The 26,974-nt window shown below is 63.3% G+C and carries 26 protein-coding genes and 1 pseudogene; 10 read left to right on the forward strand and 17 right to left on the reverse strand.

The window, feature by feature from the left end; genetic code table 11:
• Nucleotide 1 precedes the first annotated feature (1 nt).
• From GIB19_RS24985 to GIB19_RS25030, 10 genes are all read right to left on the reverse strand, one after another.
• Entirely contained in the window at nt 2-1,798 is a 1,797-nt protein-coding gene (locus tag GIB19_RS24985; protein ID WP_274888421.1) for an ATP-binding protein, read from the reverse strand.
• A gap of 206 nt (nt 1,799-2,004) precedes the next feature.
• Entirely contained in the window at nt 2,005-2,568 is a 564-nt protein-coding gene (locus GIB19_RS24990) for an NUDIX hydrolase (protein ID WP_027595373.1), read from the reverse strand.
• Between the two features lie 2 nt (nt 2,569-2,570).
• A complete protein-coding gene (locus tag GIB19_RS24995; protein WP_033697319.1) occupies nt 2,571-3,335 on the reverse strand; it encodes a GntR family transcriptional regulator in 765 nt (254 codons plus the stop codon).
• 89 nt (nt 3,336-3,424) lie between these two features.
• Nucleotides 3,425-3,814, reverse strand: coding sequence for a carboxymuconolactone decarboxylase family protein (locus GIB19_RS25000; RefSeq protein ID WP_016499260.1), 390 nt, complete (start codon nt 3,812-3,814; stop codon nt 3,425-3,427).
• A 197-nt stretch (nt 3,815-4,011) separates the two neighbouring features.
• The gene (locus GIB19_RS25005; protein WP_027595375.1) at nt 4,012-4,497 is read right to left on the reverse strand and encodes a flavin reductase family protein; all 486 of its coding nucleotides are present in this window, start codon (nt 4,495-4,497) and stop codon (nt 4,012-4,014) included.
• Nucleotides 4,498-4,510: 13 nt separating this feature from the next.
• The gene (locus GIB19_RS25010; RefSeq protein ID WP_027595376.1) at nt 4,511-5,992 is read right to left on the reverse strand and encodes an aldehyde dehydrogenase; all 1,482 of its coding nucleotides are present in this window, start codon (nt 5,990-5,992) and stop codon (nt 4,511-4,513) included.
• Nucleotides 5,989-6,822: an alpha/beta fold hydrolase gene (locus GIB19_RS25015; RefSeq protein ID WP_274888423.1), complete on the reverse strand. Its 834-nt coding sequence runs from the start codon at nt 6,820-6,822 to the stop codon at nt 5,989-5,991. Before GIB19_RS25015 ends, GIB19_RS25010 begins: the two co-directional genes overlap by 4 nt.
• Nucleotides 6,823-6,890: 68 nt before the next feature.
• Nucleotides 6,891-7,487, reverse strand: a complete 597-nt coding sequence (locus tag GIB19_RS25020; RefSeq protein WP_274888424.1) for an amino acid synthesis family protein — start codon at nt 7,485-7,487, stop codon at nt 6,891-6,893.
• A 323-nt stretch (nt 7,488-7,810) separates the two neighbouring features.
• Nucleotides 7,811-8,851: an LLM class flavin-dependent oxidoreductase gene (locus GIB19_RS25025; RefSeq protein ID WP_027595378.1), complete on the reverse strand. Its 1,041-nt coding sequence runs from the start codon at nt 8,849-8,851 to the stop codon at nt 7,811-7,813.
• A gap of 66 nt (nt 8,852-8,917) precedes the next feature.
• Nucleotides 8,918-9,403 (reverse strand): flavin reductase family protein, encoded by a 486-nt coding sequence (locus GIB19_RS25030; RefSeq protein WP_027595379.1) that lies wholly within the window; start codon nt 9,401-9,403, stop codon nt 8,918-8,920.
• Nucleotides 9,404-9,720: 317 nt separating this feature from the next.
• Between GIB19_RS25030 and GIB19_RS25035 the strand changes: the two genes are divergently transcribed.
• Nucleotides 9,721-11,124: a purine-cytosine permease family protein gene (locus tag GIB19_RS25035; protein WP_274888427.1), complete on the forward strand. Its 1,404-nt coding sequence runs from the start codon at nt 9,721-9,723 to the stop codon at nt 11,122-11,124.
• Nucleotides 11,125-11,268: 144 nt separating this feature from the next.
• Here GIB19_RS25035 and GIB19_RS28565 read toward each other — a convergent pair whose 3' ends face one another.
• The 3 genes and pseudogenes from GIB19_RS28565 to GIB19_RS25045 all read right to left on the reverse strand — a co-directional run bounded on the left by GIB19_RS28565 (nt 11,269) and on the right by GIB19_RS25045 (nt 14,327).
• Nucleotides 11,269-12,132: a methyl-accepting chemotaxis protein gene (locus GIB19_RS28565; RefSeq protein ID WP_371098201.1), complete on the reverse strand. Its 864-nt coding sequence runs from the start codon at nt 12,130-12,132 to the stop codon at nt 11,269-11,271.
• Nucleotides 12,124-12,894: pseudogene (locus GIB19_RS28570) on the reverse strand (MCP four helix bundle domain-containing protein); the annotation flags it as partial. The pseudogene GIB19_RS28570 and the gene GIB19_RS28565, both read right to left, overlap by 9 nt.
• A 230-nt stretch (nt 12,895-13,124) precedes the next feature.
• A complete protein-coding gene (locus GIB19_RS25045) occupies nt 13,125-14,327 on the reverse strand; it encodes an NAD(P)/FAD-dependent oxidoreductase (protein WP_274888429.1) in 1,203 nt (400 codons plus the stop codon).
• Between the two features lie 586 nt (nt 14,328-14,913).
• Between GIB19_RS25045 and GIB19_RS25050 the strand changes: the two genes are divergently transcribed.
• Entirely contained in the window at nt 14,914-16,293 is a 1,380-nt protein-coding gene (locus tag GIB19_RS25050) for an NAD(P)-binding domain-containing protein (protein WP_274888430.1), read from the forward strand.
• 93 nt (nt 16,294-16,386) lie between these two features.
• Entirely contained in the window at nt 16,387-16,926 is a 540-nt protein-coding gene (locus tag GIB19_RS25055; protein WP_027595384.1) for an RrF2 family transcriptional regulator, read from the forward strand.
• Nucleotides 16,927-16,988: 62 nt separating this feature from the next.
• Here GIB19_RS25055 and GIB19_RS25060 read toward each other — a convergent pair whose 3' ends face one another.
• Nucleotides 16,989-17,897 carry an AraC family transcriptional regulator gene (locus GIB19_RS25060; protein WP_274888431.1) on the reverse strand — a complete coding sequence of 303 codons (909 nt, stop codon included), beginning with the start codon at nt 17,895-17,897 and terminating at the stop codon, nt 16,989-16,991.
• Nucleotides 17,898-17,999: 102 nt separating this feature from the next.
• Here GIB19_RS25060 and GIB19_RS25065 point away from each other — a divergent pair, with 102 nt between their 5' ends.
• Genes GIB19_RS25065 through GIB19_RS25085 form a run of 5 tightly spaced genes read left to right on the forward strand, consistent with a single transcriptional unit; the run spans nt 18,000 to nt 22,437 of the window.
• On the forward strand, nt 18,000-18,560 hold the full coding sequence (locus GIB19_RS25065) for a carboxymuconolactone decarboxylase family protein (protein WP_274888432.1): 561 nt from the start codon (nt 18,000-18,002) through the stop codon (nt 18,558-18,560).
• A gap of 47 nt (nt 18,561-18,607) precedes the next feature.
• Nucleotides 18,608-19,672, forward strand: coding sequence for an acyl-CoA dehydrogenase family protein (locus GIB19_RS25070; RefSeq protein ID WP_274888434.1), 1,065 nt, complete (start codon nt 18,608-18,610; stop codon nt 19,670-19,672).
• Nucleotides 19,669-20,490 (forward strand): ABC transporter ATP-binding protein, encoded by an 822-nt coding sequence (locus tag GIB19_RS25075; RefSeq protein WP_027595388.1) that lies wholly within the window; start codon nt 19,669-19,671, stop codon nt 20,488-20,490. Before GIB19_RS25070 ends, GIB19_RS25075 begins: the two co-directional genes overlap by 4 nt.
• Entirely contained in the window at nt 20,477-21,682 is a 1,206-nt protein-coding gene (locus GIB19_RS25080) for an ABC transporter substrate-binding protein (RefSeq protein WP_274888436.1), read from the forward strand. The genes GIB19_RS25075 and GIB19_RS25080 overlap by 14 nt, the downstream gene beginning before the upstream one ends.
• Nucleotides 21,682-22,437: an ABC transporter permease gene (locus GIB19_RS25085; RefSeq protein WP_085274348.1), complete on the forward strand. Its 756-nt coding sequence runs from the start codon at nt 21,682-21,684 to the stop codon at nt 22,435-22,437. The genes GIB19_RS25080 and GIB19_RS25085 overlap by 1 nt, the downstream gene beginning before the upstream one ends.
• Before the next feature lie 33 nt (nt 22,438-22,470).
• On the opposite strand, the gene GIB19_RS25090 is transcribed toward GIB19_RS25085, so the two are convergent.
• Together GIB19_RS25090 and argC are read right to left on the reverse strand one after the other, a co-directional pair.
• Complete coding sequence (locus GIB19_RS25090; protein WP_274888439.1) at nt 22,471-23,157, reverse strand: GNAT family N-acetyltransferase; 687 nt, start codon at nt 23,155-23,157, stop codon at nt 22,471-22,473.
• An 80-nt stretch (nt 23,158-23,237) separates the two neighbouring features.
• Complete coding sequence (argC, locus tag GIB19_RS25095; protein ID WP_099429068.1) at nt 23,238-24,179, reverse strand: N-acetyl-gamma-glutamyl-phosphate reductase; 942 nt, start codon at nt 24,177-24,179, stop codon at nt 23,238-23,240.
• Nucleotides 24,180-24,282: 103 nt separating this feature from the next.
• Between argC and GIB19_RS25100 the strand changes: the two genes are divergently transcribed.
• Nucleotides 24,283-25,161 (forward strand): LysR family transcriptional regulator, encoded by an 879-nt coding sequence (locus tag GIB19_RS25100; protein WP_099429069.1) that lies wholly within the window; start codon nt 24,283-24,285, stop codon nt 25,159-25,161.
• A 53-nt stretch (nt 25,162-25,214) separates the two neighbouring features.
• Here the strand turns inward: GIB19_RS25100 and GIB19_RS25105 are convergent, their stop codons facing one another.
• Nucleotides 25,215-25,865 (reverse strand): TIGR04211 family SH3 domain-containing protein, encoded by a 651-nt coding sequence (locus tag GIB19_RS25105; protein ID WP_085274352.1) that lies wholly within the window; start codon nt 25,863-25,865, stop codon nt 25,215-25,217.
• A gap of 243 nt (nt 25,866-26,108) precedes the next feature.
• Between GIB19_RS25105 and GIB19_RS25110 the strand changes: the two genes are divergently transcribed.
• Nucleotides 26,109-26,588, forward strand: a complete 480-nt coding sequence (locus GIB19_RS25110) for a VOC family protein (protein WP_027595395.1) — start codon at nt 26,109-26,111, stop codon at nt 26,586-26,588.
• Nucleotides 26,589-26,974 lie beyond the last annotated feature (386 nt).

Below are 26,974 nucleotides of genomic sequence, written 5' to 3' on the forward strand. Positions count from 1 at the left end.
GCTATTCAGAAGCCTCAGGGCCGGCAGAGGGCGCTTGTTGCGGCAGGTACAGGGTAAACGTCGTGCCCTGGCCTTCGACGCTGATCACCTCCACATCGCCTTCGGACTGCTTGGCAAAGCCGAACACCTGGGAAAGGCCAAGCCCGGTGCCTTCACCGGGCGCTTTGGTGGTGAAGAAGGGGTCGAAGATGCGATCGAGCAGCTCGCTGGCGATGCCGACACCGCTGTCCACTACCGAGATGGCGGCAAAGGGCCCGGCTTGCGCGGCCTGCCCACGCAGGACGGGCAGGCGTTGGTTGGCCTGAAGGCGCAGGCGCAAGGTGCCTTCCCCGGCCATGGCGTCGCGGCCGTTGAGCATCAGGTTGATGATCGCGGTTTCGAGTTGGCTGAGGTCGGCGCGGATATGGCAGGGCGCCTCTGGCAGTTCGATTTCCACCTGAACCCGTGCACCGGTAGCGGTATCGAGCATATCGGCCATGGCCTGCAGCCGCGGCCCGGCCTCGAACACTTGTGGGCTCAAGGCCTGCCGACGGGCGAAAGCGAGCAGTTGGCCGGTCAACTTGGCGCCGCGTTCGACGGTGTCGGCAATGGTTTTGAGGTAGCGCTCGCGGCGTGCTTCGTCCAGGTTGGGACGCTGCAAGAAGTGCAATGACGAGCGGATGATGGTCAGCAGGTTGTTGAAGTCGTGTGCCACACCGCCAGTCAACTGGCCGATGGCCTCGAGCTTCTGTGCCTGGCGCAGCACGGCTTCGGTGTGCAGCAGCTGGGCGGTGCGCTCTTCGACGCGGTGCTCCAGGGAGGCGTTGAGCGCCTCCAGCGCGGCCAAGGCTTCACGCACTTCGGCGTGGGCCTGGACCCGTTGGATATGCGACCAGCAGCGTTCGGTGACTTCGCGGATCAGGCGCAGTTCATAGCCCGTCCATACCCGGGGCGCCTTGTCGTGAATAGCCATCAGGGCGGTCAGGCGACCGTCCTTGATCAGCGGCATGCAGATGGTCGCGGTGATGCCGATGGCCTGGAACGTCGCGGCTTCATCGGCGGCCAGTTCGCTGAGGTTGTCATTGATCACCAGCGGTTCGCCTGCGCGCAGTCGGCTGACTGCCAGGCGACCGAAGTCGGCCAGACGGTATTGGCCGATCAGCCGCGGTGAGCCGGGGGCGACGCTGTCGCCGCAGATGTTGAAGCCGTCCTGGTCGGGGTCCATCACCGCATAGGCGCAACTCGACAGTTGCAGGTGTTCCACCAGCATGCGGGTGGTGATCGCCATGATCCGCTCGGGGTCGGTGGCATTGGCCACTTCGCGCCCCAGGCCGTCGAGAAAGCTCAGGCGCTGGCTGTTGACCACGCTGGTGGTGGTTTCGGTCACAGTGTCGAGCATGCCCAGTACCGTGCCGTCTTCGCCGCGGATCGGGCTGTAGCAGAAGGTGAAGTAGGCGCGTTCGGGGGCACCGTTGCGGTCGATGACCAAGGGAAAGTCTTCGATGTAGACCGCCTCACCGGCCATGGCGCGTTCGGCCATGGCGCTGATTTCGCCCCAGGCCTCCTGCCACACTTCACTGAACGGCCGGCCCAGGGCGAGGGGCTTGCTGCCGAGGATCTGGGTGAAGGCGTCGTTGTACAGAGTGATCAGCTCGCTGCCCCATAACACGGCCTGTGGGAAGCGCGAGGCCAGGCACAAGGCCACCGAGGTCTTGAGCGCGCTCGGCCAGGCCTCGAGCGGGCCCAGTGGGCTGTGGGTCCAATCGTGCTGGCGGATGCGCTCGGCCATCAGCCCGCCGCCGTCTAGCCATTTCGCCATATGCGCTCTGCCGGTCCTTTTTGCCTGGGAGGATAAGGGTGCACCGAGAATAGCGAGTTGGCGAGGGCTTTATGTCGTCTGTGCGGGCCTCTTCGCGTGTAGCAGCAGCCTTGTGCTGCGAAGAGGCCAGCGACAGCAGCGAAGATCTCCGCTGTTATCCCCGGCTTCTTCGCAGCACAAGGCTGCTCCTACCGAATAGCGCTGGCTCAGCGAATGAAATGCACCTTGCCGGTATCGTCATTGCCCATGTAGATGCCGTACACCCCGGCCTGGCGCTCCAGGATATAACGCTCGAGAATTTGCCGGATGGCCGGGTAGTAGATCTCGTCCCAGGGGATTTCGTCCGGCTCGAAAAACTTGTAGGCCAGTGTCTCTGGGCCGAACTGGCCGGTCTCCTGCGTGGCGATGGCGCGGAAGATGATGTACACCTCGCTGATCTTGGCCACGCTGAAAATCGAGTAGGGCGAGACGATTTCGGCGTGCACGCCGCTTTCTTCCCACACCTCGCGCAACGCCGCCTGCTCGGTGGTCTCGCCCGCTTCCATGAACCCGGCGGGCAAGGTCCAGGTGCCAGGGCGGGGTGGAATGGCCCGCTGGCACAGCAAATACTTGCCATCGCGCTCGATGATGCAGCCGGCAATGATTTTCGGGTTGATGTAGTGGATGTAGCCGCAGCCGGTGCAATGCAGGCGTTCGTGGGTGTCGCCTGTGGGAACGCCCCGGGCCAGTTCCGTGGTGCAGTGCGGGCAGTAGCGCGGGGCGTTGGGCATGGTCAGCGGCCTATGCGGGGTTCTATACGTGGCTCTTTGAGGGCCAGGGGCTCGACCATGTCGCGCACCTTGGTGTTGTCATCCTGCTTCTGGCGCAGGTAGTCCAGGGCCACCTTGGCGGCGGCGCGGACGTGATCGACGGAGGCTTGGTGGGCGACCAGTGGGTCACCGCCCTTGATCGCCTCGACGATCTTTTCCATCTCCCGGTTGCTGGCACCGCGACGGTTTTCTTGCGACACCGAGGTGGCGCGCAGGTAGCTGATACGGGCCTGCAATTGGCGCAGCTGTTGGGCGGCAACCTGGTTGCCGGAGCCTTCCAGCAGCACATCGTAAAAGCCTTGCACCGAGTCGAGCACCTGTTGCAGCTCGCCTTCTTCCAGGGCTTCGCGGTTGACCTCCAGCGCGCGCTCCAGGGCGCGAATGTCCTTGGCCTTGGCATTGAGGGTGAACAGCTGGACGATCAAGCCTTCGAGCACGCAGCGCAGCTCGTAGATATCGCGGGCATCTTCCAGGGTAATGATGGCCACGCGCGGGCCTTTGGCGTCGGCGAACTCGACCAGGCCTTCGGATTCGAGGTGGCGCAGGGCTTCACGTACAGAGGTGCGGCTGACCCCGAGGCGGTCGCAAAGGTCGCGCTCCACCAGGCGGTCACCTGGCAGCAAGTGGAAGTTCATGATCGCGGCGCGCAGCTTGTCGAGCACGATTTCGCGCAGGGTAACGGGGTTGCGGTTGACCTTGAAGCTGTCGTCGAGTGGCTGGCGTTTCATCAGGTGCGCTCTTTATGAGGCTGTTGCGCCAACCCGCGGAGCACGCCGAACCGGGCGCTGCTCCTTACGGTGGTTCGAACAGCCCGTTGTTAACGGGTTGACTCCGCATCGGCTTCGGCGAACGCTTCGCGGGCCAGGCGGAAACTGTCCACCGCCGCGGGTACGCCGCAATAAATGCCGACTTGGAGCAGGATCTCGCGAATCTGTTCTCGGCTCAGGCCATTACGCAATGCGCCGCGGATGTGCAGCTTGAGTTCGTGGGGCCGGTTGAGCGCGGAAATCATGGCCAAGTTTATCATGCTGCGCTCTTTGAGCGACAAGCCTTCGCGGCCCCAGACATGGCCCCAGCAATACTCGGTGACCAGCTCTTGCAAGGGCTTGGTGAATTCGTCGGCGTTCTGGATCGAGCGGTTGACGTAGTCCTCGCCCAGCACTTGGGTGCGGATCTGCAGGCCTTTCTCGTACTTTTCGTTGCTCATGTGTCTGGCTCCGAATCAAAACAGGGGCCGCAACCAAGGGTGAGAGGGTCGCGCGGCCCCTAAAAACAGGATCATCGGCGGTGGCTTATTCGCGGGCAAGCCCGCTCCTACAGGTACTGCACTGAACTTGGGAATCTGCGTGATCCCTGTGGGAGCGGGCTTGCCCGCGAAAAAGCCACCGCCGGCTCAAAGGTCTATCAGCCCAGCGGGGGCAGGGCGCCCAGCTTGCCTTTGTGGTAGACCATCGGGGTGACCGGATCTGCCGGCAACACCAGGTTTTTCACCGCGCCGACGATGATCGCGTGGTCACCGCCGTCATACTCGCGCCACAGTTCGCATTCGATGATCGCCGTGGCCTTGGCCAGCAACGGGTTGCCCAGCTCGCTCAGGTGCCAGTCGATGCCCTTGGCCTTTTCCTTGCCCTTGCCGGCAAAGGCATACGCCTCGGCGGTTTGCTCGGCAGACAGCAGGTGAATGGCGAACTGCTTGCTGTCACGCAGGATCGGGTACGTGTCGGAGGCGTAGTTGGGGCAGAACAGCACCAGTGCCGGCTCGATCGACAGCGCGCTGAACGCGCTGGCGGTGATACCGACGATGCCGCCGTCGGCGTCCAGGGTGGTGACCACCGTAACGCCGGACGGGAAGGAGCCCATCACGTCTTTGTAGATGCCTGGTTCGATCATCTCGTGCTACCTCTTAACGCATCACAAACGGGTCGGGCATCGGCGCGGTGGACAGGTTGATCCACACGGTCTTCAGCTCGGTATAGGCCAGCACCGAATCGATGCCGCTCTCACGGCCGTAGCCGCTGTTCTTGAAGCCACCGATCGGCGCCATGGCCGACACCGCGCGGTAGGTGTTGACCCAGATGATGCCCGAGCGTACGTCACGGGCCAGGCGGTGGGCGCGGCCCAGGTCGCGGGTCCAGATGCCGGCCGCTAGGCCGAACTGCGAGTCGTTGGCAATGGCCAGGGCCTCTTCTTCGGTCTTGAAGCGAATGACCGCGGCAACGGGGCCGAACACCTCTTCCTGCATGATGGTCATCGAGTTGCTGTCGCACTCGAACAGGGTGGGTTCGTAGAACCAGCCGTCACCCTCGACCTCGGCTCGCTTGCCCCCCAGGTGCAGCTTGGCGCCTTCGGCCTTGGCCGCAGCGACCAGGCCTTCGACCACGGCCAGTTGCTGGGCGGTGGCCATCGGGCCCATTTCGCTGGCGTCGTCCTGTGGGTTGCCGATGCGGATGCGCTTGGCGCGCTCGACCAGGCGGCTGACGAATTCGTCGAAGATCTCGTCCTGTACCAGCAGGCGTGAACCGGCCACGCAACTTTGCCCGGAGGCGGCATAAATGCCGGCCACGGCGCCGTTGATGGCGCTGTCCAGGTCGGCGTCGGCGAAGATGATGTTCGGCGACTTGCCGCCCAGCTCCAGCGACAGCTTGGCGAAGTTCTCGGCGCTGCTGCGCACCACATGGCGGGCCGTGGCGGCGCCGCCGGTGAAGGCAATCTTGCGTACCAGCGGGTGGCGGGTCAGGGCCGCGCCGGTGCTAGGGCCATAGCCTGTGACCACGTTGACCACACCCGGCGGGAAGCCGGCTTCAAGGGCCAGGCGAGCCAGCTCGAGGATGGTCGCCGAGGCGTGTTCGGACGGTTTGAGCACGATGGTGTTGCCAGCGGCGAGGGCCGGGGCCAGCTTGATGGCCGTCAGGTACAGCGGGCTGTTCCACGGGATGATCCCGGCGACCACGCCAATCGGCTCGTGCACGGTGTAGGCGAACAGGTCTGGCTTGTCCAGCGGCAGGGTGCCACCTTCGAGCTTATCGGCCAGGCCTGCGGTGTAGTGGAAGAACTCGGGCAGGTAACCGACCTGGCCGCGGGTTTCGCGGATCAGCTTGCCGTTATCACGGCTTTCCAGCTGGGCCAGGTGCTCTTTGTTCTCGGTGATCAGGTCGCCCAGCCGGCGCAGCAGTTTGCCGCGCGCCGTGGCGGTGATGCTGCGCCAGGCAGGGCTTTCGAAGGCACGCTGGGCGGCCTGCACGGCCAGCTCTACATCGGCTTCGTCGGCGTCGGGCAGTTGCGCCCAGGCTTGGGCGGTGGCCGGGTTGAGGCTGTCGAAAGTCTTGCCGCTCTGGGCATCGAGCCATTGGCCGTCGATGCACATCTGGAAACGTACGAGGGTCATGCAACAATCCCCTTGGCGGATTCGGTGAGGGTGCGGGCTTGCTTGAGGAAGTCCAACAGCATCTTGTTGACTTCACGCGGTGCTTCCACCGGCATCATATGCCGTTGCTCGGTGAGGACCACACTGTGCGCCCCAGGGATGCTGGCGGCGAGCTGGCGGGTCATGGCCGGGGTGGAGCCCGAATCGAGTTCGCCGGTGGCGATCAGCGTCGGCACCTGAATGCTGCCCAGGTCGCTGGCGCGGTACATGTCCTGGGTGGCGAACAGTGAATAAGTAGTGTGGTAGCCCTGCGGGTCGTTGCTCGCCAGCACCTGGCGAATGGCGGCGACCTGCGCCGGGTTGGCAGCCTTGTATTCACGGCTGAACCAGCGGTCGAGGGCGGCGTCGACGTTGGCGTCGGGGCCGAGCTCCGCCGCCTGGGCGGCGCGGGCGATAACGCCGGCACTCTGCTCGGGGGTGCGGTTGAACACGCTGTTGAGCACCACCAGCGCAGAGAGCCTGTGCGGGTAGTTGAGGGCGAAGGCACGTGCCACCAGGCCGCCCATGGAGAAACCAATCACGGCGGCCTGGGGAATCTGCAGGTGGTCGAGCAGTTCGACGAGCTGGGCGGCGTAGCCTTCCAGGCCGGTGTCGGCGGCTGGCAACGCACTCTGGCCGTGGCCGAGCATGTCGTAAGCGATGACGCGGTAGTCATTGGCCAGGCCAACGAACTGACCGCCCCACATTTCCTTGTTCAGGCCCACACCGTGGATCAGCACCACGGGTTGGCCCTGGCCTTGGTCCAGGTAACTGGTCCCGGCCGGTGTACGTTCAGCGACAGGCTGAATCATGGAGGGCGCTCCTTGAAGGTCGGGCGCGGCGGGTAAGCACGCCACGCCCCGGCCCGTCTTGGTTGTTGTTATTGAGCGTTGGCTTTTTCGGCAGCCAGTTCTTCCAGGTCGATGTAGCGGTTGCCAATGCGCGGGTGAAGACGACCGCCGTCGGCAGCGCCCAGGACCACGACGATTTCGTCGGCACGCGGGGCGTCTTCGATCTGCATTTCAAGGGTGATGTAGTGCGAACGCAGGCCTTCGTCGTCCTTCTGCATCATCGGGATCTGGATCGAGGTGCCTGGGCCGCCGCGCTTGTTGGTGAAGCTCAGGTAGCTCTTGGCCTGTACCGCTTCGCGGTAATGGTTGCCGAAACGCAGGGTGTGGATCACGGCAGAGGCGTGTTCGATTTCGCCGTCGGCGCCGACCACAGCGGCTTTACCGTAGGCTTCGATCTTGTCGGCACCGCCAATGGCGGCGGTCAGGCGCTCGACCATCAGTGCGCCCAGCTCGGAGCAGTTGGCACGGATTTCCGGCTTCAGATCTTCTACAAAACCACGACCCGCCCACGGGTTCGTGATCACCACGGCCAGGCCGACCATGGTCACCGGTTTGTCGGTGGCCTTGCCGCCTTCGATGCGGGTCTCTTCGGAGTAGGTGACGATCTTGCGGATTTCGAAACTCATGGGTGGCTCCTGGTGAGGGTTATCAGCTCTTGTTGTCTGATGGTATACCATAATATTTGTTGTGCAAGAGGGGGCTGGAAAAATCTCTCCCTGGGGGACGAAAGGTTGCTTGATCCCTTGATTTGCGCGGCGTCTGTACCGGCCCCTTCGCGGGCAAGCCCGCTCCCACAGGTACTGCACAGTTATTGAGGGCTATGGGGTAACTGTGGGAGCGGGCTTGCCCGCGAAGAGGCCGCCTGAAACTCAAAAAAATGCCCGCTCGCAAGAGCCACTAGGGCCCCCGGGAGCGGGCTGATCCCGCAACTACTTCAGGCAAAGGGAATTCAGGCGAACGCCGGCACCACTTCCTTGATGAACAGTTCGAGCGACTTTTTCTTCTCGGCGTGGGGCAGGCTGTTGTCGCACCAGAAGCTGAACTCGTCGACGCCGAGCTCTTGGTAGTACTTGATGCGCGCGATGATTTCTTCGGGGGTGCCGATCATGGTGTTCTTGCGGATGTTTTCCAGCTGGAACGCCGGCACTTCGGCAAACTTCGATTCCGGGCTCGGCTCCAGGAAGCCGTTGACCGGCACAGTCTTGTTGCCGAACCAGGCGTCGAAAGTGCGGTAGAAGCGCGAGATGGCCTGGGCGCCAACCTTCCAGCCTTCAGGCTCGGATGGGCTGTGCACGTGGGTGTGGCGCAGCACCATCAATTGTGGACGTGGCACATCCGGGTTGTTGTCCAGGGCCGCCTGGAACTTGTTTTTCAGGTCCAGCACTTCTTCGTCACCCTTCATCAGTGGGGTGACCATGACGTTGCAGCCGTTGGCCACGGCGAAGTTGTGCGAGTCTGGGTCGCGGGCGGCGATCCACATCGGCGGTGTAGCGTTGAACGGTTTCGGCACGCTGGTGGAGGTGGGGAACTTGTACACCTCGCCGTCGTGGGCGTAGTCGCCTTCCCACAGTTTGCGCACCACCGGGACCATTTCACGCAGGGCCTTGCCGCCGTCGGTGGCAGGCATGCCATTGGCCATGCGGTCGAATTCGAACTGATAGGCGCCGCGCGCCAGGCCCACTTCCATGCGGCCGTTGCTGATCACGTCGAGCAGGGCGCATTCGCCTGCCACGCGGATCGGGTTCCAGAACGGCGCGATGATGGTGCCGGCGCCCAGGCGGATCTTCTCGGTGCGCGCGGCGAGGTAGGCCAGCAGCGGCATCGGGCTTGGCGAAATGGTGTACTCCATGGCGTGGTGTTCGCCGATCCACACGGTGCTGAAACCGCCGTTCTCGGCCATCAGGGTCAGTTCGGTCAGGTCTTCGAACAGCTGGCGGTGGCTGACCTGTTCATCCCAACGTTCCATGTGTACGAACAACGAAAATTTCATGGGGCTTTCCTCGGAGCTTGAAAGTCTCGCCTGGCGCGCCAGGCGTCAGTAATAAGGCTAGGTGCTTCAGGCGAAGGCGGGCAGGCTGGCCATCTTGCCGCGGCAGTAGATCATCGGCTGCGGGGCTTGCTCGGGGACGATCAGGTTGTGCACCTTGCCGACCATGATGGCGTGGTCGCCACCTTCATATTCACGCCACAGTTCGCATTCGATGATGGCGGTGGCATTGGCCAGCAGCGGGTTGCCCAGCGCACTCAGGGACCACTCGATGCCGGTAGCTTTGTCTTTGCCTTTTTTGGCGAACGCATAGGCTTCGGCTTGCTGTTCACCAGAAAGCAGGTGAATGGCGAAGCGCTTCTGCTTGATCAGCACAGGGTAGGAGTCGGAGCTGTAGTTGGGGCAGAACAGCACCAGCGGCGGGTCCATCGACAGGGAGGAGAAGGCGCTGGCGGTAAGGCCGACGATCGAGCCGTCGTCGTCCAGGGTGGTGATGACGGTAACGCCGGACGGGAAGGAGCCCAGGACGTTCTTGTAGACGGTTGCGTCGATCATCTCATGTACCTCAGAAGGGCTGCGGTGGTCCGCGGTTTTTATCGTTGATGTGTCTGATGGTATACCGTAATACTCGATTTGCAAGCGGAATTTTCCGCCGTAGAAAAATCACGATGAATGGCGCAAAGCCGCATGGATAGGGGGCTTGGCGGAACTTCAATGCCCCAGCGTCAGGTGCTGAACCGGATCAGTTAGGGTTTTTTAAGCCGAATCAGTGTTGTCAAAAGTTTGGAATACCATAATATGGTCCGCAGCTGAGAGGCCGCCTAGACGCGGTTTCCTTACAAAGATAAAAACGACCTTTCGAGCTGAAAACCATGTCCCAACCGTCATCGCAACACCAGTTTGTCGAGAATCACACGGTCGATTACGTTCCACCTGCCGAGCGCCATGGGAAGGCGCGCGACCTGTTCACCCTCTGGTTCAGCACCAACATTGCGCCGCTGCCCATCGTCACCGGTGCGATGGTGGTGCAGGTGTTCCACCTGAACCTGGTGTGGGGGCTTGTCGCTATCGTGCTGGGCCACCTGCTCGGGGGCGTTGTCATCGCCCTGGCCTCTGCGCAGGGACCGCAGCTGGGCATTCCACAGATGGTCCAGAGCCGCGGCCAGTTCGGCCGTTATGGCGCCCTGCTGATCGTGTTCTTCACGGCGCTGATCTATGTGGGCTTCTTCATTTCCAACATCGTGCTGGCGGGCAAGACCATCCACGGTATCGCCCCGAGCGTGCCGATGCCCGGTGCCATCGTCCTCGGCGCCCTCAGCGCGACGGCCATTGGCGTGATTGGCTACCGCTTCATCCATATCCTCAACCGTATCGGTACCTGGGTGATGGGGTCGGCGCTGCTGGCCGGGTTCATCATGATGTTCATCCAGGAGCTGCCGGCCGACTTCTTCAGCCGCGGTGCGTTCAACTTGTCGGGCTTCATCGCCACGGTGTCGCTGGGCACCATCTGGCAGATCAGCTTCTCGCCGTACACCTCCGACTACTCACGCTACCTGCCTAAAGAAGTCGGCATTGCCAAGCCGTTCTGGGCCACCTATTTCGGTGCCACGCTGGGCACCATCCTGTGCTTCAGCTTTGGTGCGGTGGCGGTGTTGTGCGTACCGGAAGGCACGGACGCGATGGACGCCGTCAAGCAAGCCACCGGCTGGCTCGGCCCGATCCTGATGGTGTTGTTCCTGCTCAACATCATCAGCCACAACGCGCTCAACCTGTATGGCGCGGTGTTGTCGATCGTCACGGCCATCCAGACCTTCTTTGCCAAGTGGACGCCGAGCATCAAGGTGCGGGTGATCCTGGCCTCGGTGATTCTGGTGGGCTGCGGCCTGGTGGCGTTGAATGCGTCGGCGGACTTCATTGGCCAGTTCATCGGCTTGATCCTGGCGCTGTTGCTGGTGTTGGTGCCGTGGGCGTCGATCAACCTGATCGACTTCTACCTGATCAAGAAGGGCCAGTACGACATCGCGTCGATCTTCAGTGCCGACGGCGGCATTTATGGACGCTTCAACCACCACGCGATCATTGCCTATGCGTGCGGGATCGTGGTGCAGCTGCCGTTTGCCAATACGGCGCTGTATGTGGGGCCGTATTCGAACATCGTTGAAGGGGCTGATTTGTCCTGGCTGATCGGGTTGCTGGTGACGGTGCCGCTGTATTACTGCCTGGCGACGCGCGGGCAGAGTGTTAACAGTGCGCGGGCTGTCAGCCTGAACGACTGATGATCAAAACTGGGGCCGCTGTGCGGCCCCTTCGCGGGGCAAGCCCGCTCCCACAGAGCTGTGAGCTGACCTCCAGGCTGGCGTCCTACCTGTAGGAGCGGGCTTGCCCGCGATGGGCTGCAAAGCAGCCCTAGCTATCTTGAGTCAAACCTTGAACTGGGCAACCATCCCATTCAGGTCCACCGCCAACCGCGACAGGTCCTGCGCCGCCGCACTGGTCTGATTCGCACCCGCCGACGTCTGCATCGCCAGGTCGCGAATATTCACCAGGTTACGGTCTACCTCCCGCGCCACCTGCGCCTGTTCCTCCGACGCACTGGCGATCACCAGGTTGCGTTGGTTGATCGAGGCAATCGCTTCGGCAATCACCTCAAGTGCCTGGCCTGCAGACTGGGCCACTTCCAGTGTGCCCGTGGCACGCCCTTGGCTGCTGTGCATGGCGCTTACCGCGCGCTCGGTGCCGGTCTGGATACCCACGATCATCTGCTCGATTTCTGCCGTGGACTGCTGAGTGCGGTGGGCCAGTGCGCGCACCTCGTCGGCGACTACCGCAAAGCCACGGCCTGCCTCACCGGCCCGTGCTGCCTCGATGGCGGCATTGAGCGCCAACAGGTTGGTTTGCCCGGCGATCGCGCCGATCACATCGAGCACGCGGCTGATCTCGTTGGCGTTGTTGGCCAGCAGTTCGATCTCGGCCGAGGTACCGGTCACGTCGTCGACCAGGTGCTGGATCGACGCCAAGGCCTGGTTGACCTGGTCGCGACCGTCGCGGGTGGTGCGGTCGGCGCCTTTGGACGCGTCTGCGGTACTCACCGCGTTGTTCGCCACTTCTTCCACGGCGGCGGTCATCTGGTTGACAGCGGTAGCGGCCTGGTCGATCTCCGCACTTTGCTGGTGCAGGCCGCGGCTGGTGTCCTCCGTGACGGTGTGCAGCTCTTCCGAGGCCGAGGCCAGCTGGTCGGACGATGCGGCAATCTTGCGCAGGGTGTCGCGCAGGCTGTCTTGCATACGGCTCAAGGCGCGCAGCAGTTGCGCCGGTTCGTCGCGGCCGATCACGCGAATTTCGCGGGTCAGGTCGCCGGTGGCCACGCGTTCGGCCACGGCCACCGCGTCGGCCAGGGGCACGACGATGCTGCGGGTCAGCACCGTGGCGATGGCTGCCAGCGCGAGCATGATCACCAGCAGTGAACCGATGATGGCGGTCAACGCTTGGTCCGCGACATCGCTGCTACGCTGCGAAGCCACTTCAGCGCCTTTGCTGTTGTAGGCGATCAGTGCCGCCATGGCTTTCATCATGCTGTCGGCGTGCAGGGTGAGCGGGCCGTTGATTTTCTGCCTGGCCTGGTCAATGTGCCCGGCGGCGATGTCGTCGAGCACCTGCGCCTGCAGGTCGACGTACTGTTGGTGGGCAGTGCTGAAGGCATTGAACAAGGCGCGGTCGTCGGCGGCGATGATGGTGCTGTCGTAGTCCTGGAGGCCGTCCTTGAGCTGAGCGTTGATGCCTTTGAGCATCTCGAGGTTGCGTGCGCGCTCGCTGTCATTGTCATCCAGCGCCGCGCGCAGCGTCACGGCGCGGGCCCGGCCGAGGTTGCTGCTGATTTCACTGAGTGCGACCACGGCGGGCAACCAGGTGACACGGATCTCGTCCGTGGCCGTGTCCATTTGCCGGGTCTCGTAGAGGGCGATCAGGCCCATGCCCAGCACCAGTGCGCCCAACAGGGCGAATACGCTGGCTGCGCGAATGCCGATCTTCATATTCCGTAACTGCATGGAATGCTCCTTGACGGTGGCGTGCAGGCGTCAAGAGCATGGACGGAAGGCCGGGTCACCGGGGGTGGTGCCAGCTCTCGATGCGCTGCGGATTTAGTGTGTGTGCCTCACCCTTGGAAATGTTTTATTTGAATGATGGCATATCGACATCATTATTGACCAGTCATTCAATGTAACGACATGTGCGGACAAATCCGTCGTTTTTTGACGGATTTATCCGCTTTCAGGTGTCAGACGATCGGGATCAGCGGGTCGGCAGCGGCCAGCGCCAGTGCCCGATCTGCGGCGGGTGGGTAGATCCACACCGAGTTGATCTGGCGCTTGAGTGCCTTGCCTTCCTGGCCGTGCAACTTCAGCTCTCGCGCCCAGCCCTCGCTGTAGGCTGCACCCCAGTCGCCGAGGTCCAGGCAGGTGACGTATTTGGGCTGGCGATAGATGACCGGGTCGATGCCCAGCAGGTCGGCGGCGGCATTGTTGCCGCAGTGACGGCCCATGGGGATGGCGTGCTGGCAGGTCATCAGGGCGTGGTTGCCCAGCTCATCGACAGCGGCCCAGGCGGTGTCGCCGGTGGCATAGATATGCGCCTGGCCAATCACTTTCAGGTGGTCGTCGACCCGCAGGCGGCCTGCCCCGTCACGCTCGCCGGCGACCTGTGCAGTCAAGGGGCTTGCCTTGACCCCTGCGGTCCAGATCACCGTGCTGCTGGCGATGTACTCGCCGTTGTCCAGGGTGACGCCGCCGGCATCGACAGCCACCACCGAGGTACCGGTCAGCCATTCGACACCTGTCTGAGCGGAGGCGGCCTCGATCGATGGGGTGATGCCCGCGCCCAACGCCGCGCCGACACGGGCGCCACGGTCGACCACCAGCACACGCACCGCGCTGCCGTCACCGAGCAGGGCGCGCAAGCGTGCGGGCATTTCGGTTGCCGTTTCGATGCCGGTGAACCCGCCACCACAAACCACGACCGTGTTACGCGCCGGGGAAGCGGGCAGGGCGGCCAGCCCCAGCAGGTGCTGTTCCAGGCGCACGGCCGACTCCATCTGGTCGACATCGAAGCTGTGTTCGGCAAGGCCTGGTACAGCCGGGCGTGCCACCTGGCTGCCGGCGGCGAGGATCAGGCGGTCGTAGTGGATTTGCTGGGGCTGCCCCTGGGCATCGGTGTAGCTCACGCTGCGCCAGTCGGCGTCGATGCTGTCGGCGTTGCCAGGGATGAAGTGCACGCCCACGGCCTCGAACAGCTCGCCCAACGGCGCCTTCATGCCATGCACATCCGCTTCGTAGAAGCGTGGGCGAATGCGCAGCTCGGGTTGAGGGGCGAGCACGCTGATACGTAGGTCTTCACGTTGTGCCTGGTCCAGCAGGCGAGCAGCGCTCAGGGCGCTCCAGACACCGGCAAAGCCGGCACCGATGATCAGGATGTTGGATTTCATGCAGGTGCTCCGCAACGGTCATGTAGGGAAAAAGGGCTTCGATGGCACAGCAAGTGCCCCTCGAATAACTACGACTGTATTGGTCGTAGTTTGCGTCTGCAAGTTTTTTTTTGTCCCCGGTAGGGGCGCAACCCGCCGGTCAACACCTGGGAAGGCCGTGTTTTGATGGGTTTTTGGCGGTGAATCGAAGATTTTGCTGGCGACGAGCGGTCGTTCGGGTGCAGGGGGGAGGGCCGCCATCCTTGATATCCCCACCCCCATCCGTTATAGATAAAAAAGAAACCATAAAGAAAAGAGGCCATTTCAGCCCCCATGTACGAGATCACACGTATCTTGCGCCCCTCAGGCCCCCATTACGCACCCTGCGCTAATGGATACGGGCCCACCCCCATGACACGCTCCCCGCTTTCGAGCCTGTACCACGTGTTGTCGATCCCGCCCGTCAACATCCTGCTTAGCCAGATGCGCAAACGCCCCGTCCCTCCACCTGCACCGTAACGCCTGAATTTCACCACCCCCGGCCTTTTGCCGTTTGGGGTTGGGGAGCCTTTGCATTTTTTCAGCGTTCAACTGTTCAGGAATCACTATGACTCTTCGTGTCGCTATCATCGGCGCCGGCCCGTCCGGCCTTGCACAATTGCGTGCGTTCCAATCCGCCCATGCCCAGGGCGCCCCCATGCCTGAAATCGTGTGCTTCGAGAAGCAAGCCGACTGGGGCGGTATGTGGAACTACACCTGGCGCACCGGCCTCGACCAGCATGGCGAACCCGTGCACGGCAGCATGTACCGTTACCTATGGTCAAACGGCCCCAAGGAATGCCTGGAATTTGCCGACTACAGCTTCGATGAGCACTTTGGCCGGCCGATCTCCTCGTACCCGCCGCGCGAAGTGCTGTGGGACTATATTCAGGGCCGCGTGAAGAAGGCCGGGGTGCGCGATTACATCCGCTTCAATACCGTGGTCAAGCACGTCCGCTTCGATGAAACCACCCGCGAGTTCACCGTTAGCGCCCACGACTACAGCGCAGGGCTTGGTATCGAGCAGGTGTTCGATTATGTGGTGGTGGCCAGTGGGCACTTCTCCACCCCACACGTGCCGGAGTTCGAAGGTTTCGAGCGTTTCACCGGGCGTATCCTGCATGCCCACGATTTTCGCGAAGCGATGGAGTTCAACGGCCAGGACCTGCTCATTGTCGGCAGCAGCTATTCGGCCGAAGACATCGGCTCGCAGTGTTACAAGTACGGTGCACGCTCGATCACCACGGCCTACCGCACGCAACCGATGGGCTACAAGTGGCCCAAGGGCTGGGAAGAACGCCCGCAACTGGTCCGGGTCGAGAACGACCTGGCGTACTTCGCCGACGGGTCGAACAAGCGCGTCGATGCGATCATCCTGTGCACCGGTTACCAGCATCACTTCCCGTTCCTGCCGGACGAACTCACCCTCAAGACCAACAATCGCCTGTGGCCTGCGGGGCTGTACCAAGGCGTGGTATGGGAGCAAAACCCGCAGCTGATTTACCTGGGCATGCAGGACCTCTGGTACAGCTTCAACCTGTTCGACGCACAGGCATGGTTTGCACGCGACTACATGCTGGGGCGCATCACGTTGCCGGCCAAGGCCGCCATGCATGCCGACAGCGAGCGCTGGCGCGAGGATGAGCTGGGCCTGGAAACGACGGCCTCGATGTACGAATTCCAAGGCCGATACATCAGGCACCTGATCGAGCAGACGGATTACCCAAGCTTCGATATCGAGGCGGTGAACCGCATCTTCCTGCAATGGAAGACCGATAAGAAGCACGACATCATGGGTTATCGCGACAAGTCGTATCGCTCGGTGATCACCGGCACCAAAGCGGTGCCCCACCATACCCGCTGGATGCAGGCGATGGACGACTCGCTGCAGGAGTACTTGCGCGAAACGGACGGCAAACAAGGTGAGGTGAAGGTGCTGCGCGGGTAGGCGCCACCGGTTTTCTATCGCTTCAAACAAGGGAATGCTTTCGGCGCTGGCGCTATCGGCGTATTATTGCGACAAAGTTGGTCGGAGATTGATATGTCGCTGTACAGTGCTGGCGTCGAATATGGCATCCATTGCCTGCTGTACCTGGTGGATGAGCGCGGTGACACGCGCGAGTCCAGCGTGCGCGACCTTGCGGCGCTGCAAGGCGTGCCGCAGGAATACCTGGCCAAGGTGTTCACCAAGCTGGCTCGCGCCGGCTTGGTGGTTGCCACTGAAGGGGTGCGCGGCGGTTTCCGCCTGGCGCGGCCGTCGGATGAGATCACCGTGCTGGATATCGTCACGGCTATCGACGGGCCGAAGAAGATCTTCGATTGCCGTGAGATTCGCGAGCGTTGCACGCTGTTTGATGGCTCACCACCGGGTTGGGCGACCGAAGGCACCTGTGCAATTCATGCGGTGATGCTGGGCGCGCAAAAGCGCATGGAAGAGGCGCTGGCGCAGCAGACCATCCTAGACCTGGCGCGGCGCGTGGGGCGCAAGGCGCCTGCCGCGTTCGGGCAGCAGGTCAATGAATGGATGGGGGAGCGGCGGGATGGCAAGGGTGGCGGTGATATCCCGGTGAGTCAGGTCTAAGTCAACCTGCCCAGGCCTCTTCGCGGGCTTGCCCGCGAAGAGGCCCGACCAGGCAAACACAATCACCGCCCCTCATGCTGCCTGCGATACGCCCCCGGCTGCACCCCGACGGCCTTGGCAAACGCCCGGGTAAACGCCGCCACCGACTGATACCCCACCTGCGCGCACACCTGCTCCACGGTGTTGCCTGCTTGCAACAGCTGGGACGCATGGCGCATGCGCAACGCCAGCAGCACCTGCCCCGGTGACTGCCCGGCCAGTTCGTTGAAACGCTTGAAAAACGCTGACCGCGACAGCCCCGTGCACGCCGCCATGTTTTCCAGCGTCCAGGATTGCCCAGGCTGTTCGATCAGTTGCACCAGCAACGCGGCAAACGCCGGCTGCCGGGCCAGCGCCACCAGCCCGCCGAGGGGCTGCCCGGCATGCACTTGCTGGCGCAGTACGTACAGGAACAACAAATGCGTCAACCGCTCCAGCAAGGTCTGCGACGGCGGTAGGCGTTCGCATTCTTCCAGGATCAGCCCGAACAGCGCCCGCGCCGCATGCCCGGCGGGCTCGTTGGCGCGCAGCAGAATCCAGTCGGCCAGGCCTTCCACGATCAATGACGACAGCCCCGGGCGAAAGTGAAAGAACCCGCACACCAGCCCCACGCCATCGCCGGCAGTGGCATCCAGAGCCTGCATCGCCTGGCGCGGCTGGGTGCAGGCGCTGACGGGGTTCTGGTCACTGGACAGCCGATACGCCAGGTCACGCAGCAAAAAAACCGCATCCCCAGCTTCCAGCCGCACTGCCTCGGCCTGGCCATCGAGGTGCAGCCAGCAATGGCCCTGCACGACCAGATGGAAACTGGCGCGGCCCATGCCTTGCGTGCTGGCATGCCAGCCGCCGCAATAGCGGCCGACATGAAACAGGCTGGCGTCGAGCTCCAGGCCTTCTAATAACCAATCGACAAGGTGGCTGGACGAAATCATCTAATGCAAAGACTCAGGAGCAAGGAAAGGCGACTGATGAATATGGAGGGTAGTTCTTATAACCAACAGACTGTAAGGACACCCACCACAGGAGACCCCTCCATGTCCTCGCGCATTACTTTACACACTCTGCAGAGCGCCCCGGAAGCGGCCCGTCCATTCCTTGAAAATGCCCAGAAAAATTCCGGCTTCATCCCCAACCTGCTCGGCGTGCTGGCCAACGCCCCGGCAGCGCTGGAAACCTACGTGACCGTGTCGGCGCTCAACGGCAAGTCCGAGCTGACCCTGGCCGAGCGTGAAGTGGTGCAGTTGATTGCCGCCACCCAGCATGGCTGCGACTTTTGTGTCGCCGGCCACACTGCAGTCGCGCTGAACAAGGCCAAGCTGCCGGAGGCAGTGGTCGATGCGCTGCGTGCGCGGGGTGAACTGCCCGATGCCCGTTACGAGACCCTGGCCACGTTTGCTCGCGAAGTCATCGCCACCCGTGGCAACGTCAGCGAGGCCACCTACCAGGCATTTCGTGAGGCCGGCTTCAGCGAAGGCAACGCCTTGGAAGTGATTCTGGGCGTGAGCCTCGCAACCCTGTGCAACTTTGCTAATGTTTTCGCCCAGACGCCGCTCAACGACGAGCTGAGCAAGTACCGCTGGCAGCCTTCTGCGTAATCCGCGTGTGGTGCCGGCCCCGCCGGCGTTTTCAAAGGAGTACAGACATGCAAGATTGTGCATTTCGGCAATGGCTGGATGCCAACGCCGAGGCCATTGACCAGGGCACGTGCGAGCCGCACCTGGTGCTGGCGCAGATCGCTGAAGCGCAGATGCTGCGCATCGGCGTCGATCCGGCCCAGGGCGGCACGGGCGGGCAGGTGACCGATGCGGTCGAAGCCATCGCCGCCATTGCCAGCCGTTCGTTGGCGGCGGCGTTCGTCTGCTGGGGCCAGCGCGCCTTCATTGAATACCTGCTGCAAAGCCCTAACCAGTCACTGCGCGAACGCCTGCTGCCGAGGTTGCTGACAGGCGAGCTGGCAGGCGCCACCGGGTTGTCCAACGCCATGAAGTTTCTCTCGGGCATCGAGAGCCTGCAGGTGCGTGGGCGCCCCAGCAGCGAGGGGTGGAACCTGGAGGGCCGCTTGCATTGGGTGACCAATCTGCGCAAGAGCGGTTTTGTAGTGGCCGCGGCCATCGAGTGCGATGCCGAGCGCGCGCCCTTCGTGTTGGCCATTCCGTCAGAGGTGCAAGGGCTGGAGCGCTCGGACGACTTGCAACTGATGGGGCTGCAATCGAGCAATACTGCCGCGCTGGCGTTCCATCAGGTCGAACTGGGCCGCGAGTGGCTGCTGCATGAAAACGCCCGTGAGTTCCTGCCCAAGGTACGCCCGGCCTTCCTCGCGCTGCAATGCGGCATGGCCATCGGCCTGGCCCGGCGCGCGTTGGATGAAGTGGCGGCGCACCTGCAAGGCCGTGGTTCGTTCCTCGAAGAGGCCTGCCAGGTGCTCAAGGAACGCCTGGAAAACACCGTGAGTGAACTCAAGCAGGGCCTGCTCGACGGGCGCTTCCTGCAGCAGCCAGCGGCGTTGTTCAAACTGCGCATCATCCTTGCCGAAAGTGCTGCCGACGCGGTGCAGCTCGAGCTGCAGGCCAGTGGTGGCAAAGCGTACCTCAGCGAGTACGGCCAAGGTTTCGCGCGCCGTTGGCGCGAATCGGCGTTCGTGCCCATCGTCACGCCAAGCCTGGTGCAGCTGCGCGCAGAACTGCAACGCCAGGCGGGCACGGCATGAGCGAAGTCGTGCTGCAAGCCCGAGCTATCAGCCTCGGCTACCCCCGCGAGGGTAGCTGGCACGAGGTGCTGGCGCGGTTCGATCTGCAGTTGGCACCGGGCGAAGTGGTGTCCATCCTGGGCCCCAGCGGGGTTGGCAAGTCCAGCCTGTTGCGGGTGCTGGCGGGCTTGCAGGCACCGCGTGGCGGCAGTGTGATGTTGCACGGCGAGCCGTTGCAAGGGCCGCACCCGCGCCTGGCGGTGGCCTTCCAGGACCCCAGCCTGTTGCCTTGGCTGAGCCTGGAAAAGAACGTCGCCTTCGGCCTGGATTTCGCTCGCCAACCCAAGTTGGCCGCCACCGAACGGCGTGCGCGTATCGACCATGCCATTGCCGCCGTGGGCTTGGACCATGCCCGTAACCAGTACCCGGCGCAGCTGTCCGGTGGCATGGCCCAACGCACGGCGTTGGCGCGCTGCCTGGCGCGTCAGCCTGAAGTGCTGTTGCTCGACGAGCCGTTTGGTGCCCTCGACGAAGTGACCCGCGCCGACATGCAGCAACTGCTGCTGCAACTGATCGCCACCCACAATACCGCTGCGGTGCTGATCACCCACGATATCGACGAAGCCCTGCTGCTGTCCGATCGGGTCCTGCTACTGGGCAACCACCCAGCGCAGGTGCTCGGCCAGTGGCGCATCGACCTGCCGCAACCGCGTACGCAGCGGGTCGAGGAACTGGGCGCGCTGCGTATCGAGATTGTCAAAACCCTTCGGCGGGCAAGCCGCACAGACCCACCTTCCTCAACCCCCTTGCCCTCGGAGGCTGTCCATGTGCATGGATGACTGCTGTTCCGCTTCTTCGCGTCGCGACTTCCTCAAGCTTGGCGCCATGCTTACCGCCGCCGGTGCATTGCCGCTGCTGTCGAGCCTGCAGGCGCGTGCGGCTGCCGAGCCGAACGCGCCGGTGCGTATCGGCTACCTGCCGATCACCGACGCCACGCCGTTGCTGGTGGCGCACAACAATGGCCTGTTCGAGGCCGAAGGCATCAAAGCCGAGCGCCCAGTGCTGCTGCGCAGTTGGGCGCAGGTGATCGAGGCGTTCATTTCCGGTCAGGTCAACGTCATCCATTTGCTGTCGCCCATGACCGTCTGGGCACGTTACGCCAGCAAGGTACCGGCCAAGGTCGTGGCCTGGAACCATGTGGGTGGCTCGGGGCTGACCGTGGCGCCCGACATTACCGACATGAAGCAGTTGGGCGGCAAGACCGTGGCCATCCCATTCTGGTATTCGATCCATAACGTGGTGCTGCAGCAGATGCTCAACGACAGCGGCCTGACCCCGGTGTCGAAACCCGCCAATGCGCAGCTGGCGGCCACCGAGGTCAACCTGCTGGTGCTGCCACCGTCCGATATGCCGCCGGCGCTGGCCAGCAAGCGTATTGCTGGCTACATCGTCGCCGAACCGTTCAACGCCCTGGCCGAGAACCTCAAGGTGGGCCGCGTGCAGCGCTTTACCGGCGATGTGTGGCGCAACCACGCCTGCTGTGTGGTGTTCATGCACGAGCACGACCTCAACAACCGCCCGGAGTGGTCGCAGAAGGTGGTCAACGCCATCGTCAAGGCCCAGCAGTGGACGCGCGAGCACCGCGCCGAAGCCGCCGCGCTGCTGTCCAAGGCCGGCCCCAACAAGTACACCCCGCACGAAGTGGCGGTGTTGAGCAAAGTCCTGGCGCCAGCCGCCGAAGACCGCGCAGGCTATATCGCCAGTGGCGCGATCCAGCATCAGCAGTGGGACGAAAAACGTATCGACTTCCAGCCGTACCCGTTCCCCAGCTACACCGAAGCACTGATCAAGCGCCTGCAGCACACCCTGATCGAAGGCGACAGTGGCTTTTTGGCGGGCCTGGACCCGGCGCACACCGCCCGCGACCTGGTCGACGACCGTTTCGTGCGCAACGCCATCGCCGCCGTTGGCGGGCCGTCGGTGTTCGGCATTGCCGACAACTTCGAGCGTAGCGAGGAGTTCGCGGTCTGATGCGCAAGCATGTCGTTCATACCGGCCTGGGCTTGGCCGGGCTGCTGGGGTTGCTGCTGGCGTGGTGGGCCGGCGTGGCGTGGTTTGGCGAGGCCGATGGCCTGTCGGCGCGTTTTTCGCCGGCGGCGACCCTGGCCAGCCTGGTCGAGCTGCTGGGGCAGGGCGAGGTCTACGGCCACGTGTGGGTCAGCCTCAAGCGTATCTTGATCGGGCTGTTGCTGGCCTTGTTGATCGGTGTCCCCCTCGGCTTGCTGGTGGGCAGCTATCGGCACCTGGAGGCGGCGACCACGCCGGCCTTCCAGTTCTTGCGGATGATCTCGCCGCTGTCGTGGATGCCGGTGGTGGTGATGCTGATGGGGGTGGGTGACCAGCCGATCTATTTCCTGCTGGCATTTGCCGCGCTGTGGCCGATTTTGCTCAACACTGCGGCAGGTGTGCGTCAGCTCGACCCGCGTTGGTTGCAACTGAGCCGCAGTTTGAGTGCTACGCGCTGGGAGACCTTGTGCAAGGTCATCGTGCCAGGGGTGATCGGCCATGTGCTGACGGGCGTGCGCCTGGCCATCGGCATCCTTTGGATCGTGTTGGTGCCCTGCGAGATGCTGGGGGTAAGTGCGGGGTTGGGGTATTTCATCCTCGACACCCGTGACCGGCTGGCGTATTCGGAGCTGATGGCGATGGTGCTGCTGATCGGGGTGCTGGGGTTCATGCTCGATGCCCTGGCGCGTGGGTTGCATCGGCGTTGGGTGCACGGCTGAAAAGAGCTGGGGCCGCCGTGCGGCCCCACAGCATCAGTGCACGGTCTTGCGCTGGCGGACACATTCCTGCGCTTGAATGGCCAACTGGTCCAAGCGCTCGTCGCGCAGCTGTTCGGCCTCGATCATCGCATTCTCGCCTTGCTGGTTGAGCAGGTAGGTGTGGATTTGATGCACCTCGGTGGTCTGGTAGATCGGCCCGATATCCAGCCGACCGATCAGCGCCTCGCTGGCGTGCCCGGTGCTGCTCATCAGCACCTGTGGCCCGTTGGCTGCCACCACCTGCATGCCCATCGCTTCGAACCACGGCACCTGGCCGGCAAAGGTGTTCAGCTCGACATAGGCATGATGCGCCTGCAGATCACCTAACAGTGCGCGGGCGATACCTTGGCGGCGATGGCTGGCGCGCACGGCAAGAAATGCCAGTGCGCAGGTTTGCGCATCATCATCGGCCGGCAACGCCAGGGCGAAACCGAGCAGTTGGTCCGGGGCATCGGCGTCCAGCGCCAGGGTCAGCGTCACCGACAGGCCGCGTTTACCGTCCATGGCCTGCAAGTACTGGTGCACTTCCATGCCGACGCCGTACTGGTACAGCGGATACAGCGGGTTGTCGGCAAGAATGGCGACGCTGCTCAATTCGCCGACGTGATGGATCACCAGCTCACGGATCTGGTTCTGGAAAGACTCGGGCGGCACGCTGTCAAGGCGGCTCAGGATGAACATCGGGGGGCGGGCTCCGGCGGCTAGGAATACAACCCGCGCCATGCTGACGCGGGACGTACAGTTTAACCGGTTTTGCCCAATCAGCCTTGCGCCTGTAGCGCGGCGAGCATCAGGTCGAGGTTTTGCACCGCCGCCCCGGACGCGCCTTTGCCCAGGTTATCGAATACGGCGGTCAGCAGCACCTGGCCATGCGCCGGGTTGGCGTACAGCGCCAGGCGCAGGTCGTTGCTGTCGTTCAACGCTTCGGGGTCGAGTGCTGCAGCCGGGCCTTGCTGGTGCAGGGGCATCACCTGAACGTGGCGAGCCCCTTGGTAGTGCTGTTCCAAGCAGGCCTGCAGGTGTTCGGCGCTGACCTGGCCGGGCAGCAGGCGCAACTGCAGCGGGATGCTGAGCACGATGCCCTGGCGATAGGCGCCGTAACCAGGCATGAACACCGGCCGTGCCGACAGCCCGGCGTGTTGCTGGATTTCCGGTACATGCTTGTGTGCCAGTTCCAGGCCATACAGCTGCAGGGTTGGGGTGTTCTCGGCACTCGGCTGCTCATGGCGTTCGACCGCGGCGCGGCCGCCGCCGGAGTACCCCGAGATGGCGTGAATGCTCAGCGGGTAATCCGCTGGCAGCAACCCGGCGGTGATCAGCGGGCGCAGCAGGGCAATCGCGCCGGTGGGGTAGCAGCCAGGGTTGCTGACGCGTGTGCTGTGGGCGATGCGCTCGGCTTGCTGCGCGTCCAGTTCCGGCAGGCCATAGACCCAGCCGGGGCTGGTGCGGTGGGCGGAGCTGGCGTCGATGACCCGAACGTGCGGGTTGTGGATTGCCGCGACGGCCTCGCGGGCGGCGTCATCGGGCAGGCAGAGCACAGCGATGTCGGCGCTGTTGATGGCTTCGGCGCGGCGCTGCGGGTCTTTACGCTCGGCCTCGGGCAGGGTCAGCAGGCGCACATCATTGCGCCCGTGCAGGCGGGCGTGAATCTGCAGGCCAGTGGTGCCTTGGTCACCGTCGATAAAAACAACAGGGGTATGCATGGTCGAGGTCCGGTCAGGGGAGGGTGGCCTATGCTCGCCCGCGGCTGGACTAAAGGAAATTTGAATATCATGATGCTGATGTTCATTATTTCTGAAGCTAGTCATGCGCGAAATCAGCCTCGACCGCCTCCGCACGCTGGTCGAAATCACCGACCTCGGCTCGTTTGCCGAGGCCGCTCGCCGGCTCAACCTGGCCCCACCCACCATCAGCCTGCATGTGGCCGAGCTGGAGGCACGGGTCGGCGCGCCGTTGCTCACCCGCAACCGTGGGCAGGTACGGCCTACGGCCATCGGCGAGACGCTGCTGGCCCGAGCTCGTCGCTTGCTGGCCGATGCCGACCTGGCGCTGGACGAGGTGCGCCGTCAGGTCGAGGGGCTGACTGGCCGGGTCCGCCTGGGGGCTTCGACTGGCGCCATTGCCCACCTGTTGCCCAAAGCGCTCGAGTACCTGCGCGAAGTGCACCCGGGGATCGATGTGCAGGTGCAGGTGCTGACCTCGCAGGCGTCGCTGGCGCGGTTGCGCGAGGGGGCCTTGGACATTGGCCTGGTGGCCTTGCCGCAAGTGGCAGGCAAAGGGCTCAAGATCACCCCGTGGCGACGCGATCCGATCTTGGCCTATGTGCCGGCCGACTGGCAGCCGCCGGCCAAGGTGACCCCGGCATGGTTGGCGCAGCGGGCGTTGATTCTCAATGACAGCAGCACGCAGTTGTCGCGGGTGACGGGGGAATGGTTCGCTGCGGCGGGGTTGTTCCCCGAGCCGCGCATCGAGCTGAACTACAACGATGCGATCAAAAGCCTGGTGGGGGCCGGCTACGGCGCGACATTGCTGCCGCAGGAGGGCGAGGCGCCCGAGCTGGACCGGCGGATTGCCCGGCGACCGTTGCGTCCGGGGTTGTGGCGGCAACTGGGCATCGCCTGCCGTGAAGGGCAGGCTGAACGTGCCACAGCGCATGTGCTCGAGGCTTTGGAGCGGCTGTTGTAGGGGGCGGGTGCATGCCTCCTGGCGCCCGCCTCAAGCCCCTGATGCACCCCAAATCAGAACCAGCGGTCATTCTTCTTCCGCCCACGCGTCAGCGCCGGCAAGATCAACCCCATCAGCAGGCCCGCGCCTGCAATACTGCCGCCGTACACCATATAGCGCATCATCACCTGCTTGTTCTCATCCCCCAGGCGGGCCTGGGTATCGCGCAAGGTCGACTGGCTCTGGTCGAGCTGTTCGTTCAGCGCTTTGTTGCGCGCTTCCAGTTCGTCGATCAGGTGCTTGCGCGAGTCCAGTGTCTCCTGCATGCCCTGCACGCGGTTTTTCCAGCTGTCATCGATGCTCTTGAGCTGCCCGGACAGGTCGGCGACCTGGGCATCGAGCTGCGGCAGGCGTTCGCCCTGGCCTGGCACCGCCTGCAGGTCGCTGCTGAGGATCCACACCAGGTCGCCATTCTGCCCACGCACCTGGCTGTAGTTGCCTTGGGTGGTGACCAGCGTCAGTTTCTGGCCGGACTTGAGGGTGCCGACAATCCGGTGGCCATCGGTCGGGCCGCTGCGCACGTAGGTGCTCAGGCTGTCGCTGACCCAGCGCGCATCGCTGGCAGGCTCCTCGGCATGCACCGGGGCGGCGAGAGCCACCAGGGCTGCGATCAGGCCGCCGCGCAGGGCTGGGAGGGCGGAGAATGTGGGGCGGGATTCGGGCATGTTGGTCTTCGCTGAAACAGGACAAAAGTAGGCCCGCTGACTGGGCCGGTGAACCGGTCGGTGAGTTGACCGTCAGCGAAAGACCTTTTTTATGTAAGCAGGTTCACTACCTAACGTCGGAAATGTCTGCAGAATGTTGCAAAGACCGGCCGTCCTGAAGGCGAATACCGGGCCATGCAGCGGCGCCGACGGCAAGGCCGTGAACTAGACTCAAAGGCCCACTCTCATTCATGGAGCCCTGCCATGACTGCCAAAAACACGATCTGCCTGTGGTACGACCATGACGCCGAAGAGGCGGCCAACTTCTACGCTCGCACCTTCCCCGACAGCCGGGTAGTGGCGGTGCACCAAGCCCCTAGCGATTACCCGTCGGGCAAGCAAGGCGATGTGATTACCGTCGAGTTCATCGTCATGGGTATCCCTTGCGTTGGGCTCAATGGGGGCAAGGCCTTTAGCCATAGCGAGGCGTTCTCGTTTCAGGTCAGCACCGAAGACCAGGCCGAGACTGACCGGTTGTGGGATGCCATCGTCAGCCATGGCGGCGAGGCCAGCGTCTGTGGCTGGTGCAAGGACAAGTGGGGGGTGTCGTGGCAAATCTGCCCACGCATCCTGATCGAGGCCATTGCCAATCCCGACCGGGCTGCTGCCAAGCGGGCGTTCGAGGCCATGATGGAAATGGGCAAGATCGATGTCGCCAAGATTGAGGCAGCATTGAAGGGGTGACCCACTTACCCGGTAGGAGCAGCCTTGTGCTGCGAAGAGGCCGGTGATAACACTAAAGATTCACTGTGTTATCACCGGCCTCTTCGCAGCGCAAGGCTGCTCCTACAGTCTCTATGCCGTGGCAAGCCCAAGGTCCCGGCATACCATAAATTGACGCTTCCGTTCTATTCCATGCCGATCGCCAGGGCTACAGTTCAGCCAGTCCTTCACAAAAGCCCGCTACCCCGAGGCTTTACCAGCGTGCCACGCACCGCTGGCTCAACCATAAGATCATCACCGTTCTGATTCGCTCACTGCTTTTTTGAGCACCCTGCCAATCGCACGTCTGCAGCTGTTTCCGCCCATGGAAAGGATGCCGATCATTTATTGGTCATAACAAAAACAAA

The organism is Pseudomonas sp. ITEM 17296 (genome assembly GCF_028895205.1).
In the GTDB taxonomy this organism is placed as follows: domain Bacteria; phylum Pseudomonadota; class Gammaproteobacteria; order Pseudomonadales; family Pseudomonadaceae; genus Aquipseudomonas; species Aquipseudomonas kermanshahensis.